16 protein-coding genes are annotated in these 15,757 nt (G+C 71.5%); 8 read left to right on the top strand and 8 right to left on the bottom strand.

Annotation, left to right across the window (positions count from 1 at the left end):
* Nucleotides 1-5 precede the first annotated feature (5 nt).
* Together AB0M73_RS37295 and AB0M73_RS37290 are read left to right on the top strand one after the other, a co-directional pair.
* On the top strand, nt 6-1,289 hold the full coding sequence (locus AB0M73_RS37295; protein WP_043718545.1) for a nicotinate phosphoribosyltransferase: 1,284 nt from the start codon (nt 6-8) through the stop codon (nt 1,287-1,289).
* 7 nt (nt 1,290-1,296) lie between these two features.
* Entirely contained in the window at nt 1,297-1,866 is a 570-nt protein-coding gene (locus AB0M73_RS37290; protein ID WP_363901356.1) for an isochorismatase family protein, read from the top strand.
* Between the two features lie 15 nt (nt 1,867-1,881).
* Here the strand turns inward: AB0M73_RS37290 and AB0M73_RS37285 are convergent, their stop codons facing one another.
* Nucleotides 1,882-2,532: a choice-of-anchor P family protein gene (locus AB0M73_RS37285; protein WP_363901353.1), complete on the bottom strand. Its 651-nt coding sequence runs from the start codon at nt 2,530-2,532 to the stop codon at nt 1,882-1,884.
* Nucleotides 2,533-2,630: 98 nt separating this feature from the next.
* On the bottom strand, nt 2,631-3,794 hold the full coding sequence (gene wecB, locus AB0M73_RS37280; protein WP_363901350.1) for a UDP-N-acetylglucosamine 2-epimerase (non-hydrolyzing): 1,164 nt from the start codon (nt 3,792-3,794) through the stop codon (nt 2,631-2,633).
* A gap of 300 nt (nt 3,795-4,094) precedes the next feature.
* On the opposite strand from wecB, the gene AB0M73_RS37275 reads away from it, so the two are divergent.
* The 4 genes from AB0M73_RS37275 to AB0M73_RS37260 all read left to right on the top strand — a co-directional run bounded on the left by AB0M73_RS37275 (nt 4,095) and on the right by AB0M73_RS37260 (nt 8,160).
* Nucleotides 4,095-4,484, top strand: a complete 390-nt coding sequence (locus AB0M73_RS37275; protein ID WP_363901347.1) for a hypothetical protein — start codon at nt 4,095-4,097, stop codon at nt 4,482-4,484.
* Complete coding sequence (locus AB0M73_RS37270; RefSeq protein WP_363901344.1) at nt 4,481-5,122, top strand: glycosyltransferase; 642 nt, start codon at nt 4,481-4,483, stop codon at nt 5,120-5,122. Before AB0M73_RS37275 ends, AB0M73_RS37270 begins: the two co-directional genes overlap by 4 nt.
* 351 nt (nt 5,123-5,473) lie before the next feature.
* Nucleotides 5,474-6,094, top strand: coding sequence for a lipoyl(octanoyl) transferase LipB (gene lipB, locus AB0M73_RS37265; protein WP_363901341.1), 621 nt, complete (start codon nt 5,474-5,476; stop codon nt 6,092-6,094).
* Between the two features lie 26 nt (nt 6,095-6,120).
* Nucleotides 6,121-8,160: an ATP-dependent DNA helicase gene (locus AB0M73_RS37260; RefSeq protein WP_363901338.1), complete on the top strand. Its 2,040-nt coding sequence runs from the start codon at nt 6,121-6,123 to the stop codon at nt 8,158-8,160.
* A gap of 1 nt (nt 8,161) precedes the next feature.
* On the opposite strand, the gene AB0M73_RS37255 is transcribed toward AB0M73_RS37260, so the two are convergent.
* The 6 genes from AB0M73_RS37255 to ctaD form a co-directional block, all read right to left on the bottom strand.
* Nucleotides 8,162-8,605: a hypothetical protein gene (locus AB0M73_RS37255; RefSeq protein WP_363901335.1), complete on the bottom strand. Its 444-nt coding sequence runs from the start codon at nt 8,603-8,605 to the stop codon at nt 8,162-8,164.
* 35 nt (nt 8,606-8,640) lie between these two features.
* On the bottom strand, nt 8,641-9,153 hold the full coding sequence (locus AB0M73_RS37250; RefSeq protein WP_363901332.1) for a DUF2231 domain-containing protein: 513 nt from the start codon (nt 9,151-9,153) through the stop codon (nt 8,641-8,643).
* 242 nt (nt 9,154-9,395) lie between these two features.
* The gene (locus AB0M73_RS37245) at nt 9,396-9,767 is read right to left on the bottom strand and encodes an OsmC family protein (RefSeq protein WP_363901329.1); all 372 of its coding nucleotides are present in this window, start codon (nt 9,765-9,767) and stop codon (nt 9,396-9,398) included.
* Nucleotides 9,764-10,525, bottom strand: coding sequence for a peptidyl-tRNA hydrolase (locus AB0M73_RS37240; RefSeq protein WP_363901326.1), 762 nt, complete (start codon nt 10,523-10,525; stop codon nt 9,764-9,766). Before AB0M73_RS37240 ends, AB0M73_RS37245 begins: the two co-directional genes overlap by 4 nt.
* 73 nt (nt 10,526-10,598) lie before the next feature.
* The gene (serB, locus tag AB0M73_RS37235; RefSeq protein ID WP_363901323.1) at nt 10,599-11,825 is read right to left on the bottom strand and encodes a phosphoserine phosphatase SerB; all 1,227 of its coding nucleotides are present in this window, start codon (nt 11,823-11,825) and stop codon (nt 10,599-10,601) included.
* Between the two features lie 83 nt (nt 11,826-11,908).
* On the bottom strand, nt 11,909-13,651 hold the full coding sequence (ctaD, locus tag AB0M73_RS37230; protein ID WP_363901320.1) for a cytochrome c oxidase subunit I: 1,743 nt from the start codon (nt 13,649-13,651) through the stop codon (nt 11,909-11,911).
* A gap of 130 nt (nt 13,652-13,781) precedes the next feature.
* On the opposite strand from ctaD, the gene AB0M73_RS37225 reads away from it, so the two are divergent.
* Together AB0M73_RS37225 and AB0M73_RS37220 are read left to right on the top strand one after the other, a co-directional pair.
* A complete protein-coding gene (locus AB0M73_RS37225) occupies nt 13,782-14,609 on the top strand; it encodes a phosphotransferase (RefSeq protein ID WP_363901317.1) in 828 nt (275 codons plus the stop codon).
* Between the two features lie 101 nt (nt 14,610-14,710).
* Nucleotides 14,711-15,700, top strand: a complete 990-nt coding sequence (locus AB0M73_RS37220) for an asparaginase (protein WP_363901314.1) — start codon at nt 14,711-14,713, stop codon at nt 15,698-15,700.
* Nucleotides 15,701-15,757: the final 57 nt, after the last annotated feature.

The following is a 15,757-nucleotide window of genomic DNA, read 5'->3' as shown; positions in this document are numbered from 1 at the left end:
CAGCTATGACCAGTTCGAGCACCGCGCTGCTCACCGACCACTACGAGCTGACGATGCTGTCCAGCGCGCTGGTGGACGACACCGCCGACCGCCCGTGCGTGTTCGAGGTGTTCGCCCGCCGGCTGCCCGACGGCCGCCGCTACGGCGTGGTCGGCGGCACCGCCCGGCTGCTGGACGCGATCACCCGGTTCCGGTTCGACCGGGCGGAGCTCGACCAGCTCGCGGCGGCCGACGTGGTGGACGACCGGACCCTGTCGTGGCTGGCGGACTACGAGTTCACCGGGGACGTGGACGGCTACCCGGAGGGCGAGCTGTACTTCCCGGGCTCGCCGATCCTGACCGTCCGCGCGCCGTTCGCGACCGGCGTGGTGCTGGAGACGCTGGCGCTGTCGATCCTCAACCACGACAGCGCGATCGCCTCGGCCGCGGCCCGCATGGTCACCGCGGCCAACGGCCGCCGCATGATCGAGATGGGCTCCCGGCGCACGCACGAGGAGGCGGCGGTGGCCTCGGCCCGCGTCTCCTACCTGGCCGGCTTCACGGCGACCTCGAACCTGGAGGCGGGCCGCCGCTTCGGCATCCCGACCGCCGGCACCTCGGCCCACGCCTTCACGCTGCTGCACGACACCGAGGCGGAGGCGTTCCGGGCCCAGGTGGAGCAGCTGGGCGCGAGCACGACGCTGCTGGTCGACACGTACGACATCACCCAGGGCATCCAGACCGCGGTGGAGGTGGCGGGCCCGGAGCTGGGCGCGATCCGCATCGACTCCGGCGACGTCGGCCCGCTGGCCCGGCAGGCCCGCGAGCAGCTGGACTCCCTGGGCGCCCGCAACACGAAGATCGTGGTTTCCGGCGACCTCGACGAGTACGCCATCGCGGCGCTGCGGGCGGAGCCGGTGGACGCCTACGGCGTCGGCACCTCGCTGGTGACCGGCTCGGGCGCGCCGACCGCGGGCATGGTCTACAAGCTGGTGGAGGTGGCCGGCAAGCCGGTGGCCAAGCGCAGCTCGCACAAGGAGTCGCGCGGCGGCCGCAAGGGCGCGCTGCGCCGCTACCGCGAGACGGGCACGGCCGTCGAGGAGGTCGTGTACACCGAAGGCCACCGGCCCGAGCCGCGGGAGCACGACCGCGAGCTCCAGATCCCCCTGCTGCGGGCTGGACAGCCCGTGCCCGACCTGCCGACCATCGAGCAGAGCCGCGAACGGCTGCGGCAGGCCCTGATCAGCGTGCCGTGGGAGGGCCTGAAGCTCTCGCACGGCGAGCCGGCGATCCCGACGACCTTCCTGTGAGGCTGCGATGACGACCGCTTTGATCGTGGTGGACGTGCAGAACGACTTCTGCGAGGGCGGCTCGCTGCCGGTGGCGGGCGGCGCGGCCGTGGCGGCCGAGGTGTCCCGGCACATCGCGTCGGGCGGGTACGACCATGTGGTGGCCACCCGGGACTACCACCAGGATCCGGGCGCGCACTTCAGCTCCACGCCCGACTTCGTGCAGACCTGGCCGGTGCACTGCGTGGCCGGCACGCCGGGCGCGTCGTTCCACCCGGAGCTGGACGTGGCCGGTGTGCAGGCGGTGTTCTCCAAGGGCGCGCACGCGGCGGCCTACTCCGGCTTCGAGGGCACCGGGCCCGGCGGCCGCTCGCTGGCGGAGTGGTTGCGGGACAACAACGTCGACCGGGTCGACGTGGTCGGCATCGCCACCGATCACTGCGTGCGGGCGACCGCGCTGGACGCCAGCAAGGCGGGTTTCGCCACCACAGTGCTGCTCGACCTGACGGCCGGTGTGGCGGCGGAGACCACCGACCGGGCGCTGTCGGACCTGCGCTCGGCGGGCGTCACGCTCGTGGGATCCCCGAGGGTCGGCTGAGCCCTCGGGGGTCCGTCACGACACGGGCGAGCAGGCGGCGTGGCCCACGATGACCTCGCCGCTCATCGGGCCGTCGCCGTCCGGGAACAGCTCGATGCGCAGCATGTTGATGGTCACGCTGCCGTCGTTGGGGTCGGCCTGGATCACCTCGTTGAAGGTGAGCCGGGCCTGCGGGTGGTCGGCCGGGCCGACCGTGGTGGTGTAGTTGACGGGGATCGGCTTCGGCGGCGTGACCCCCTGCAGACCGTGGAACTCGTAGTTCGCGGTCGTGCTGGTGGCCGTGGCCGCGCAGCTGGCCGAGTAGCTCGACAGCCTGATCTCCGGGCCGCCGTAGGCCACCAGCGCGGTCAGGTCGAAGCTGTCGCCGCTGGCCTGCATCTTGGCGGTCTTGGCCCCGGCGTCCTTGGTGCATGTGGTGGTGCCGGCGCCGAAGGTGGCCACGCCGTAGGCATGCGTGCCCTTGCTGGAGTTCTGTTGGTCCGCGGTGACGTCACACGGCGCGATGGGCGGCACGGTGACGGCGTGCCCGGACTTGGTCACGTCGACCTCGCCGAGCGAGGTCTGGCCAAGCGGCGTCGCCCCGGCCGGAACCGCCGTGAGCGCCATCGCCGCGACCACCGCGACCGCTCCGGCTCCGACGCGCCGCGCGCTCCTGCTGAGCATCATCGTCCTTTCTGGAGTGAGCTTCGTTCGCGCCCGATCATCTGCGCTCACGAGCGCTCATGTAACCCGACGGCGCGAGAGCCACCCGGTCGAGTGACACGTCAGCGGAGCGCGACCAATTCGGACGCGTGCGCGCCCACTCCGCCGGTGCCCAACAGCCGGTCGAGCGCGGCCACCACCCGATGGCTAGCCTGCCCGTCACCGAACGGGTTCTGGCCGGCCGGCAGGCGCAGGTGCGAGCCGAGCAGCCAGTCGGCCTCGGCCACGATGCGGGTGTCGTCGGTGCCCACCACCCAGGCGTAGCCGGCGTCCACCGCCTCGGTGCGGTCGGTGTTGTCCCGCACCACCAGCACCGGCACGCCGAAGCTCGGCGCCTCCTCCTGGAGGCCGCCCGAGTCGGTCACCACCAGCGCGGCCTGCCGGAGCGCACGGATGAGGTCGGGGTAGTCCAGGGGCTCGCTCAGCCAGACCCGGTCGTGGCCCTCCAGCGCGCCCGAGACCTGCGCCTGCACCGCCGGATTGGGATGCGCCGGCAGCAACACGTGAATGTCGGGGTGGCGGTCCACCATGGACCTCACGGCGGCGAGCACCCGGTCCAGCGGCTCGCCCCACGACTCACGGCGGTGGACGGTCACCAGCACGATCCGACCACCGCCGGCGTGGACGCGCGCCTCCAGGTCGAGCAGGGTCTTGCTGCGTGGCGGCAGCTCGGCTGCGGCGATGTGCTCCAGCGCGTCGACGATCGTGTTGCCGGTGATGGTGATGCGTTTGCCGGGCACGGCCTCGGCGAGCAGCGTCCGTGCGGCGGCCTCGGTCGGCGCGAGATGGAGCGCGGCGATTCGGGAGACCATCTGCCGGTTGCCCTCCTCCGGGAAGGGCGCGGCCAGGTCGCCGGTGCGCAGCCCGGCCCCCAGGTGCGCCACGGGCACGCCCCGCCAGAACGCCGCCAGCGCGCCGGCCAGTGCCGTGGACGTGTCGCCCTGAACCATCACGGCCGCCGGTCGGCGGCGCACGATCAGCTCGTCCAGTCGACGCAGCACGCCCGCGACCAGCTCGGCCTGGCTGCCGATCTCGCGGCGCAGCGGCACGAACGCGTCCGGGCGCAGGTCGAACGCGGACAGGGCCTGCTCGACCATGCCGACGTGCTGACCGCTGTGCACGATCATCGGCCGTAACAAGGGGTGACCGGACAACGCCTTGGCCACCGGCGCGACCTTGAGTGCCTCCGGCCGGGTCCCGGCCAGCAGCAGCACTTCGGTGCTCACAGCTTCGACTCCTCACATGTCCCGTGTGGACGGACGCGTGCGTGCTCCGGACATGGTTTCGACCTCCGGGAAAAGGCGGGGCAGACGATCACCCGCAGCACTGGACTATCAACCTTCACCCGAAATAGGCAAAGCCCGGTGACCCGCACGAGGGACAACGTTCAGCCGTTTCGCCCATCTGCCGTTACACAGGGTGCCGATCTCAGCCGGTCCAGCGTCACCTGGCCACCCGATCCGGCCGTTCAGCGGAACGGCGCAGGCTCCGATACCTCGCTGGACACGAACGTGAGAGGAATACGCGTGACAGCGGTGACAACCCCGCACGGCCGGGCCCCGGCCCGTGCCGTCGCGGTGCTGCTGGTCGCGGCGGCCGCCGCACTGGTGCTCGCCCACCGGCTCTACCAGGGCATCGAGCTCGCACTGGCCCGGCTGGCGACGCCATCCGTCCACATAGGACAGCTGGGCTCGTCGGCCCAGGTGCTCGTGCCGCTGCTCCTGCTGACCTCGGTGCTGGTCGCACTGAGCCCCCGAACCACCCGGAAGGCGTTGGTGGCCCTGGGTTTCACCGCCGGCGCGCTGGCCGTGCTCGACCAGCTGACGGTGTGGCTGGGCCCCTCGGCCGACGTGCTCGGCGGCGTGGCCGCGGTGGTGTTGTTCTGCTGGTTGACCGTACGGCGGGAGAAGCCTTGAGACTCGGTGATCCGACCAAGCTGGAGTGGCACTTCTTCGTGCCGTGCCGTGACGAGGAGGCCGCCATCGGCGGCACCGTGACCTACCTGCGGCAGCGCTTCCGTGCCGCGCACGTCTGGGTCGTCGACGACGACTCCGACGACCGCACCGCCACCGTGGTGCGGAACCTGCGGCGGGTCGACGGCCGCCACATCCACCTCGTGCAGCGCTACAGCCCGCAGGCGCGGACCGGGAAGGAGGACGCCCTCAACGCCGGCTACCGGGCCCTGAAGGCCTGGCAGGGCCGGCACGCGGCGCCGGAACGGGCCGTGGTCGTCGTGCTCGACGCCGGCGGCCGCCCGCTGTGGAACTGCCTCGGCATGACCGCCGCCCACTTCGAGGATCCGCGGGTCGGATCCGTGCAGGTCGACGTGCGGACCAGCGGCGCCGGCCGGGGCTGGTTCGGCTGGCTCGCCGCCCGTCGCAACGACACCAAACCCCTGTGCGGCAACGGCCAGTTCATCCGGCTGTCCGCACTCGACTCCATCGCCGGGCCCGAGGGCCGGCCGTGGCGCGGCGTCCCCCTGTCCGCCGCGTGGCAGGCCGGCCTCACCCGGGACACCTTCGTCTACCAGCAGTCCTGGCCCCGGGCGGCCTGAGCAGTGCTTATGCGCCGCGTTCCGCGGCGGGCTCGGCCCCCGGGTAGCCGGCGCCTCGCCCTTGCCGGATTTAGCCCGCCGCGTCGGCTCGGGTGGGTGGGCGCGTCGGGTGGCGGCGGGCGAAATCCGGCAACCGGGCGAAGCACCGGCGGGGCCTCGCGGGAGCGTTGGCGCGTGGGGTGGCAGCGGGCGAAATCCGGCAACCGGGCGAAGCATCGGCGGGGCCTCGCGGAACGTCACCGGCATGGACCTTCGCGCCGCCATCGTCCAGTCCTGAGCACGGCCGTCTCGCTACGCTGGGCGTATGGACGAGGCGAACCCCTGGCAGAAGACGGCGCGGAAGGCGTGAGCATGCAGCGCGTCGATCTCGGGGTCGTCGAGTACGAACGGGCCGCCGCGGACATGCGGGAGTGGGTGGCGGAGCGGCAGGAGGGGCGGGCCGATGACCGGCTCTTCCTGCTCAGCCACCCGCCCGTGGTCACGTACAGCCCGCGGACGGATCGGGCGGACCTGCCGACCGGGATGCAGCTGGTGGAGGTGGATCGGGGCGGGTACGCCACCTACCACGGGCCGGGACAGCTGGTGGGCTACCTGGTGGTCAACGTGCGCCGGCGCGGGCCCGTGGACATCGTGCGGTGGGTGGAGAACGGGCTCATCGAGGCGCTGGCGGCGCTGGGCTTCGCCACCATCAGGCGGGACACGCCGGCCGGCGAGAGCAGCCTGGTCGGCGTGTGGACGCCGGACCACCGCAAACTGGTGTCGATCGGCATGCGCATCCGGGGCGGGGTGACCAGTCACGGATTCGCGATCAACGTCGACCCGGACATGTCGGTGTACCGCGACTTCACGGCCTGCGCCCTGCCCGGCGTGACGATGTGCTCGCTGGCGGAACTGGCGGCGGAACAGGGCGTTTCGACGCCGTCGGAGTCGGCCGTGCGGGACGCGGTGGCGACAGCGCTCGGCGCTGCGTAGGGCTGTCAGGGTAAGCGGGTAACGTCTTGCCTGTGCCACTGCCCTCAGTCGAAGAATTGCTCGCCGAAGCCGTGGAAGCCGTCGGGGGCAAGCAGCGGCCCGGGCAGGTGGAGATGGCGCTGGCCGTGGAGCGGGCGATCCGGACGGGCGAGCACCTGGCGGTGCAGGCGGGCACGGGCACGGGAAAATCGTTGGGCTACCTGGTGCCGGCGGTGCGGCACGCGGTCGCGGAGGACGCGACGGTGGTGGTCTCGACAGCCACGATCGCGTTGCAACGGCAGCTGGTGGACCGGGACCTGCCGAGGCTGGCGAAGGCGCTGAAGAAGACGCTGGGCCGGGAGCCGACGTTCGCGATCCTCAAGGGCCGGCGCAACTACCTGTGCATGCACCGCGTGCACTCCGGCGCGCCGGACGAGCCGGAGGACGAGGGCCTGTTCGACCCGTTCGCGGTCTCGCGGCTGGGCCGGGACGTGAAGCGGCTGCACGAGTGGTCGTCGGACACCGAGACCGGCGATCGGGACGAGCTGGTGCCGGGCGTGAGCGACCAGGCCTGGCGGCAGCTTTCGGTCACGGCCAAGGAATGTCTCGGCGTCTCCAAGTGCCCGATCGGCGTGGACTGCTTCGCGGAGCGGGCACGGGCCGAGGCGGGCCGGGCGGATGTGGTCGTCACCAATCACGCGCTGCTGGCGATCGACGCCCTTGAGGGTTACAAGGTGCTGCCGGAGCACGATCTCGTGATCGTGGACGAGGCGCACGACCTGGTGGACCGGGTGACGTCGGTGGCGACGGCCGAGCTGTCCACGGCGGCGCTGGCGATCGCGGTGCGGCGGTGCGGGCGGCAGATCGAGGATGACGTCGCCGACCAGCTGTCCGAGGCCGGCGAGGGCCTGGAGATCGTGCTGTCGGAGATGCCCGTCGGCCGCCTGGACGCCATGCCCCGGGCGCTGGCCGGCGCGCTGGCGGCGGTGCGGGATTCCGCGCACCGCTGCATCACGGCGCTCGGGCCCGAGCGCAACAAGGAGGATCCCGACGCCGCCGTCGGCCGGAAGCTGGCCCTGGCGCTGCTCGACGAGATCCACGACACCTCCGTGCGGCTGCTGGAGGCGTTCGACGGCGATGAGGCCCACCGGCGGGATGTCGTGTGGCTGGCCGGCGATTTCCGTGACGACAGCAAGCCCCCCACCGTGAAGGTCGCGCCGCTGGGCGTCGGCGGCCTGTTGCGGGAACGGCTTTTCGCGCCGCGGACCACCGTGCTCACCTCCGCCACCCTCACCCTCGGCGGCACGTTCGACGCGCTGGCCCGGCAGTGGGGATTGCCGGCCTCCAGCCAGGTTCCTGTCGTGGACGCCACCGCCACCGACAAGGAGGCGCCGTCGGACCTGAGCGCCCCTCGCTGGAGCGGCATGGACGTCGGCTCCCCGTTCGAGCACGGACGCAGCGGAATCCTTTATCTGGCACGGCATCTGCCCACCCCGGGCCGTGACGGCCTGCCGCCCGCCTACGTCGACGAGCTCGTCGACCTGGTCAACGCCGCCGGCGGCCGCACGCTCGGGCTGTTCTCCTCCATGCGGGCGGCCAAGCAGGCCAGCGAGGCCATCCGGTCCCGCATCGAGTATCCCGTGCTGTGCCAGGGCGAGGACTCCACGGCCCAGCTGGTCAAGAAGTTCGCCGAGGACGTGCAGTGCTGCCTGTTCGGCACGCTGTCCCTGTGGCAGGGCGTGGACGTGCCCGGCGACTCGCTCCAGCTGGTCGTCATCGACCGGATTCCCTTCCCCCGCCCCGACGACCCCCTCGCCTCGGCCCGTCAGCGGGCGGTGGAAGCCCGTGGCGGCAACGGTTTCCTCACCGTCGCCGCCACCCACGCCGCCCTGCTGCTCGCCCAGGGCGCCGGCCGCCTGCTGCGGTCCACCAACGACAAGGGCGTCGTGGCGATCCTCGACCCGCGGCTGGCCACCGCCCGTTACGGCAGTTTCCTGCGGGCGTCGCTGCCGCCGTTCTGGACCACGCACGACCCGGAGGTGGTGCGCGCCGCCCTCAAGCGCTTGGACGCCGCGGCGTCGGACTGACTCAGGCGCCCACCTTGAGGGCGACCAGCAGCACCAGCACGAGCGTGACCACGGCGAACAGGCCGTGGCCGAGCACGATCACGAGCGGGAAGCTGCGCTCGGCCGGGGCCTGGTCGGCGGCGCCGGTCGTGCCCGGGCCGCCGGTGGCCATCGCGGCGCGGGCCCGGTAGACCGGGATCCAGCGGAACAGCATCACGAAGCCCAGCAGGGCCACGGGAAGCAGCAGCACGAACGAGATCCAGGCCAGCGTGCTCGACGCGGCGAACAGGTACACGATCCACACGATCAGGCCGGCCGCGGCCAGCGCGAAGTGGCCGAAGATCACCGCGGGCGGGAAGTGGCTGGTGCGCGGCTGCCGCAGGCCGCCCTTGGTGATCCACATACCCAGCATGACAAAGCCGCCGATGGCGGTGAGCAGCCAGGTGACCAGTGCGGTGAGAGCCATGTCGTTCTCCTAGATTCCGTGGTGGGGAAGGAAAGTCAGCGTCGGAAGCCGTCGGCCTGGGTGGCTTCGTCGGCCACCCGCACCCCGTAGTGGTAGGCGAGCTTGCCGCCCAGGTAGCCGGCCGCGGTCAGCAGCGCCAGGCACACCACCGACAGCAGCAGCGGGCCCATGCCCACCGGTCCGTCCGGCGTGTCCGCGGCCCGCCGCCACAGGAAGTTCGCCACGTAGCCGACCGTCACCGTCAGGTTGAGGCCCATGTGCGTCAGCCCCGTGCGGAAGGCCGGCGTGCCCGTCGGGATCGCGAACAGGTCCAGGAAGCCCACCATCGCCGCGGCCAGCGCGCCGAGCACGCCGATCGCGATCAGCCACAGCGATCCCTGCGTCAGGAACCCCGGCCCGGCCACGAACCGCGACGCGATGTCGAACACCACGCTCGCCACCCACGCCCCGATCGGCACCGTCACCAGGATCGGATGGAACGGGTGCCCGTACGGCCCGGCCAGCGCCGCGCTGACCGGCCGCTTCGCCTGCTGCAACTCGTTGGCCATCGTCGACCTCCACATGCTGAGTTTCGCCAACGGATTTTGGTCTTATTACCTCCAGTCGTCAACACGCGCCAGTCGATCGGGGTACACGAAGTCTTCGGAAAGAAATGCTGGCGTTATCCGGGCACGCTCGCGGCCGCACGGGGACGCCGCGTCGAGCGAGGTCTGAACGCGACGGGGAGAGCAGGAAAAGGTCCGGCCGCCTGACATCCGTGGAGCCCGGCAGCGGCTCTACCAGCGGAGACTTACAGCTGCCGAAGATCGGGGTCGAGGTGGACGGCGACGGGGGCGCCGTGCTCGACGGTGCGGCTGACCTTGCATTCACGGGCGACGGCGCGGGGGATGACGGTGGCCAGGGGCTCGTCGGCGGGGAGGGCGAAGGTGACGTCGACGGAGCTGACCTCGTGGGCCGCTTCGGCGCCAGTGGCGACGACGGTGAAGTCGGCGCCGGTGCGGCGGACGATGAGCTGCTCGGCGGTGAGGGCGGCGCAGGCGGCCAGGGCGGCTTCGAGGAGCTGGACCGGGGAGAAGCCGTCGCCACCGATGTCGACGGTGGCGCCGCTGGGGGCGGTGGCGACGAAGCGGCCGGAGCCGACGCGGCGGACGGAGACCGTCACGACGAGGCCCGTTGGGCGACGACGGTGACGGTGCCGGGGGCGACCTCGGTGAAGCCGGCGTCCCGGACGGCGACGACGCCGCGGGACTGCCAGGCGCCGGCGGGGTCGTCGCCGGGGACGAGGAGCTTCCAGTCGGCGGGCTCGGGAGTCCGCACGGCGCAAGGGAATCCGGCGGCCTGCCAGGAGGAGAGCTCGGACGGCGGCAAGAGGGCGGCCAACAGCATGGTGGCGTGGCCGACCTGGGCGGCGGCCTTGCCCGCGGTCATGGGCACGTCGGGGTTGATCCACAGCACCGGGCCGCCGGGCGCGGCGGGACCGGGCGAGTCGGCGGGCAGCTCACTGCCGGTGATCTGGAGCCGCCGAACCTCGTACGGCGTCTCGACGACCTTCCACGGCAGCAACGCCCGCGCCTCGGCGTCCCCGACCCGCACGGTGACGCCGGGCAACGCCTGCACGGCCTCCCAGTGCGCCCCGCGGGCCCGCCGGGACACCTTCCGGATCCGGCCGTCAATCCACGCGGCGACCTCGGCGTGCCACTCCCCCTCCGGCTCGGTGGCCCGGGGGTCGAGACAGACGGCGATCGCCGCCGCGGCGGCGGCCTCAAGCAGCGCGGTCCGAGAGGGCGGCGTCGCCTTCTCGATGCGCAGCACGATGGGCATGGCCCGAACCTCCGAAGGATCCTCGTCGGAGGTGTCCTGCGGCGTGGGACGTCGGAGCCACCAGGCGTAGCGGTCGGCCAACGGTTGAAGCAGGTTCACAGGCCCACCTCGCTAGCGCTCGGCGGGTCTGCGACCCGGTTCCCTGTGCTGAATGGTGCCCTCGCAAGCTCGGTCACAGCCGCAATGCTTCCAGACCGTCCGCGGCGTCGGCCGCCTCCACCTCGGCGCGGGTGACGCCGAGGACAAAAAGCACCGCGTCCAGGAACGGGTGCGAGAGGGCGGCGTCGGCCACCTCACGCAGGGCGGGCTTGGCGTTGAAGGCCACGCCCATGCCGGCGGCCGACAGCATGTCGATGTCGTTGGCCCCGTCACCGACGGCGACGCACTGGGCCAGCGGGATGTGATAGGCGTCGGCGAACTCGCGCAGCGCCTGGGCTTTGCCGGCCCGGTCGATGACCCGCCCGGTGGTGCGCCCGGTCAGCCGGCCGTCGACGACCTCCAGCTGGTTGGCCATGCAGAAGTCCAGGCCCAGCTCGTCGGACAGGCCCCGGATGACCCGGGTGAAGCCGCCGGAGACCACGCCGCAGCGGAAGCCGAGGCGCTTGAGCGTGCGGATGGTGGTGCGGGCGCCGGGCGTCAGCTCCAGCTGGGCGGCGACGTCGTCAAGCACCGACTCGGGCAGCCCGGCCAGCAGCGCCACCCGGCGCTCCAGCGACTGGGCGAAGTCGAGCTCGCCGCGCATCGCGGCCTCGGTGATCTCGCGGACCTTGCCCTCACAGCCGGCCCGGGCGGCCAGCATCTCGATGACCTCGCCCTGCACGAGCGTGGAGTCGACGTCGAAGACGACCAGTCGCTTGGCCCGGCGGGTCAGCCCGGCCCGCTCCACCGCCGCGTCCAGGTTCACGCGGGAGGACACCTCGGCGACGGCGCTGCGCAGTAGCGCGTCCTGCTCGGCGGTGTCGTCCGGCACGGAGACCCGCAGCTCCAGGCCGGTCACCGGGTAGTCGGCCACGCGGTGGATGGCGTCGATGTTCACGCCGAGGGCGGCCAGCTTGCGGGCCACCTCGGTGAAGGCCCGCGCGGTCACCGGCCGGCCCAGCACCACCAGCACGTGGGTGGAGCCCTGCTGCGACGAGCTGCGCGGATCGGCCCCGATCTCGACGTCGACGTCCATGGCGACGCTGGCCATGGCCTGCTCGACGGTCTCCTGGAGGCCCTCGGGGTCGCGGTCGGCGTTCACCAGCACACCCAGCACGAGCTTGCCCCGGATGACCACCTGCTCCACGTCGATCACCTCGACGCCGTGCCTGGTCAGCACCGCGAACAGCACCGACGACACGCCGGGCTTGTCCGGTCCGGTGACGGTGATCAGGACCGTGGCTGCTTGGGAACTGGTCACCCGGACAGTTTGCCGGAAAAGCAAACGGACCCCGGTGTGTCCGTGATCACCGGGGTCCGAATGCGTGAATCTTCAGCCGACGGTCACTTCTCCGTCGGGTCGTCGCTACCCGTGACGGCCGCGGTCAGGGCCTCCGACGGGGCCGCCATGTGGCCGTACTCCGCCTCCAGCCGCAGGCGCTCGACCATGTGCGGATAGTGCAGCTCGAACGCCGGGCGCTCGGAGCGGATGCGCGGCAGCGAGGTGAAGTTGTGCCGCGGCGGCGGGCAGGAGGTCGCCCACTCCAGCGAGTTGCAGTAGCCCCACGGGTCGTCGACCTCGACGACCTCGCCGTAGCGGTAGCTGCGGAACACGTTCCACAGGAACGGCAGCGTGGAGGCGCCCAGGATGTACGCGCCGATGGTGGACACCGTGTTCAGCGTGGTGAAGCCGTCGCTGGACAGGTAGTCGGCGTAGCGACGGGGCATGCCCTCGGCGCCCAGCCAGTGCTGCACCAGGAAGGTGGTGTGGAAGCCGATGAACGTGGTCCAGAAGTGCAGCTTGCCCAGGCCCTCGTCCAGCATCCGGCCGGTGATCTTCGGGAACCAGAAGTAGATGCCCGCGTAGGTGGCGAACACGATGGTGCCGAAGAGCACGTAGTGGAAGTGCGCCACCACGAAGTACGAGTCGGAGACGTGGAAGTCGATGGCCGGCGCGGCCAGCAGCACGCCGGTGAGACCGCCGAAGAGGAACGTGATCAGGAAGCCGACGCTGAACAGCATCGGCGTCTCGAAGGTCAGCTGCCCCTTCCACATGGTGCCGATCCAGTTGAAGAACTTCACACCGGTCGGGACCGCGATCAGGAAGGTCATGAACGAGAAGAACGGCAGCAGCACGGCGCCGGTCGCGTACATGTGGTGCGCCCACACCGTCACCGACAGGGCCGCGATGCCCAGCGTGGCGTAGATCAGGCCCTTGTAGCCGAACAGCGGCTTGCGGCTGAACACCGGGAAGATCTCGGAGACTATGCCGAAGAAGGGCAGGGCGACGATGTAGACCTCTGGGTGTCCGAAGAACCAGAACAGGTGCTGCCAGAGGATCACGCCGCCGTTGGCCGGGTCGAACACGTGCGCGCCGAGATGCCGGTCCGCCAGCAGGCCGAACAGGGCCGCGGTGAGGATCGGGAAGGCCAGCAGCACGAGGATCGAGGTGACCAGGATGTTCCAGGTGAAGATCGGCATCCGGAACATGGTCATGCCGGGGGCGCGCAGGCAGACCACCGTGGTGATCATGTTGACGCCGCCGAGGATGGTGCCGAGGCCGGACAGGATCAGACCGGTGATCCACATGTCGGCGCCGACGCCCGGCGAGTGGACCATGTCCGACAGCGGGGTGTAGGCGAACCAGCCGAAGTCGGCGGCGCCACCCGGGGTCAGGAAGCCGGCCACGACGATCGTCCCGCCGAACAGGTACGCCCAGTAGGCGAACGCGTTGAGCCGCGGGAAGGCCACGTCGGGCGAGCCGATCTGCAGCGGCAGCACGAAGTTGGCGAAGCCGAACACGATCGGCGTCGCGTACAGCAGCAGCATGATCGTGCCGTGCATGGTGAACAGCTGGTTGAACTGCTCCTGCGAGAGGAACTGCAGCCCCGGCCGGGCCAGCTCGGTCCTCATCAGGAGGGCCATCGCGCCGCCCACCATGAAGAAGACGAACGAGGTGACCAGGTACATGATTCCGATCTGCTTGTGGTCCGTAGTACGGAACAACCGCAGCAGGAGGGAACCCTTCACCGTCGTGCGCGTCGGATAGGGACGCGTAGCGATCGGCTGCGGTGCTACGGCCGTCACGATGCCTCCAGCCAGTGTCATCTCGGGAAACCAGATGGATCGTAGACCGGCGAGATCAGGCCAGCTCGGCTGGGCCGACACTGGGGAAATCGAGTGACCCCCGTCACTGCCCGTGACAGCATGTACCGGCATGGAACAGGCGATTCGGGCGGCGGTCTCCTTCGCGGCCGCCCACGGGATCCGGGCGAGCGAGCCGACGGTGCTCAAGAACGGCAGCAATGTGCTGGTCCACCTGCGGCCGTCGCCGGTGGTGGTCCGCGTGGCCGGCACCACCGGGCTGGTCCGCCGGCCGGTCGCCGACTGGTTCGCCCGCGAGCTGTCCATCGTGGATCACCTGATCGGACAGGGTGTCCCGGTCGTTTCCCCCAGCGCCGAGCTGCCTCGCGGGCCCGTGGTCCACGACGGCGAGACCATGACCTTCTGGACCTACGTGGCGCACGATCCCGGCGTCGCGATCAAGCCGACCGACTTCGCGGCGGCGCTGGCCGACCTTCACCAGGCGTTGGCCGACTGTTCGGCTCCACTGCCCACGGCCGGCCCGCTGGATGACGTCCTGCTCGGGCTGCCCTTCGTCGGAGAGCACGCCGAGGCGCTGCGGACGGAGCATGCCCGGCTGTCGGCGCTCCTTCCGTCCGGCGGACAGGCGCTGCACGGGGATGCCCACCCCGGGAACGTGCTGGTGACAGCGGCGGGCCTGGTGTGGAACGACTTCGAGGACACCTGGCGTGGGCCGGTGGAGTGGGACCTGGCGGTCATGCGCCGGACGAAGCTGCTGGACGGGGAGGCCGCGCTGGCGGCCTACCCCGGTCACTTCGACCCCGAGTTGGTCGAAGTGTGTCGGGAGATCCGCTGGTCGCAGGTGCAGATCTGGATGCAGGCCAGCACGCGGCGGCTGCCGGCCCGGCGGGCCGAGGCCGACGCGGAACTGGCCCGGTGGCTGGCGGCCCGAAACCCCTGATGCAGGGAAGGACGCCTTACCTGCGCCGAACGCGGGTAAGGCGTCCTTCCCTGCAAGCGGCGGGGTATCGGTGGCGCAGCTCATGTGGTACGCCAGTGCAGGTGACCGACTTCGTGACGGTGATCGCGCTCGGCGGAACCATCGCCATGGCCCGGCCGGCCGACGGCAGGACGGGGGCCGTGCCGGCCCTCGATGTCGACGAGCTGTTGGCGTCCGTGCCCGGGCTGGACGAGGTCGACATCAAACTGCGCACCATCGCCTTCAGAGCGCTGCCAGGGGCCTCGGTCGGCTTCGACGACCTGACGGCGCTCGCCGAGCTGATCACGGCCGAGATCGACGCCGGGGCCCGGGGCGTGGTGGTCACGCAGGGCACGGACACCATCGAGGAGACGGCGTACTTCCTCGACACGAGCGTGCTGGACGGGGCGCCGGTGGTGGTCACGGGCGCGATGCGCAACCCGTCGCTGGCCGGCGCCGACGGCCCGGCCAACCTGCTGGCGGCCGTCCAGGTGGCGGCCAGCGAGCAGGCCGACGGGCTGGGCTGTGTCGTGGTGTTCGCCGACCAGGTGCACGCCGCGAGGTACGTCTCGAAGGCGCACAGCGCAAGCATCGCCGCCTTCGTGTCACCCAACACCGGCCCCATCGGCTACGTCGTCGAGGGCAAGTTCCGGCTGCTGAACCGGCCGGCCGACGTGCTGAAGGTGTATGTGCCGCAGGGCGCGCCGGAGCCGACGATCGGCCTGGTCACGGTCACCCTGGGCGATGACGGCACGGTGCTGAGGGCGATCGGCGAAGCCGTGGACGGCATGGTGGTGGCGGCATTCGGCGCCGGCCACGTGCCGGTGGCCATGGTCGAGCCGCTGACCGAGCTGGCCCAGCGGATGCCGGTGATCCTGGCCTCGCGGACCGGCGCCGGTCCGGTGCTGGCCGAGACCTACGGCTTCCCCGGCTCGGAGCAGGACCTGCTGCGCCGGGGCCTGATCGGGGCCGGCTTCCTCAGCCCGGTCAAGGCGCGCATCCTGCTGCGCCAGCTGCTGGCCGCCAGAGCCGGGATCGACGACGTCCGCAAGGCGTTCCTCGGCGAGGAGTGAGGCGCATGGCCCGTCCGTCCATCAATCCCGTGGTGTGGCAGCCGCCGGCCACGCCCG

It is taken from the genome of Kutzneria sp. NPDC051319, assembly GCF_040682195.1.
Taxonomy (GTDB): Bacteria; Actinomycetota; Actinomycetes; order Mycobacteriales; family Pseudonocardiaceae; genus Kutzneria.
This window is presented reverse-complemented; position numbering and strand designations above follow the sequence as displayed.

What these genes read in the sequence shown, in the direction of transcription:
- AB0M73_RS37250 (WP_363901332.1), bottom strand. Translation starts at nt 9,153, where the DNA reads ATGGCCAACGAGTTGCAGCAGGCGAAGCGGCCGGTCAGCGCGGCGCTG.
- AB0M73_RS37285 (WP_363901353.1), bottom strand. Translation starts at nt 2,532, where the DNA reads ATGATGCTCAGCAGGAGCGCGCGGCGCGTCGGAGCCGGAGCGGTCGCG.
- AB0M73_RS37225 (WP_363901317.1), top strand. Translation starts at nt 13,782, where the DNA reads ATGGAACAGGCGATTCGGGCGGCGGTCTCCTTCGCGGCCGCCCACGGG.
- AB0M73_RS37255 (WP_363901335.1), bottom strand. Translation starts at nt 8,605, where the DNA reads ATGGCTCTCACCGCACTGGTCACCTGGCTGCTCACCGCCATCGGCGGC.
- AB0M73_RS37290 (WP_363901356.1), top strand. Translation starts at nt 1,297, where the DNA reads ATGACGACCGCTTTGATCGTGGTGGACGTGCAGAACGACTTCTGCGAG.
- lipB (WP_363901341.1), top strand. Translation starts at nt 5,474, where the DNA reads ATGCAGCGCGTCGATCTCGGGGTCGTCGAGTACGAACGGGCCGCCGCG.
- AB0M73_RS37295 (WP_043718545.1), top strand. Translation starts at nt 6, where the DNA reads ATGACCAGTTCGAGCACCGCGCTGCTCACCGACCACTACGAGCTGACG.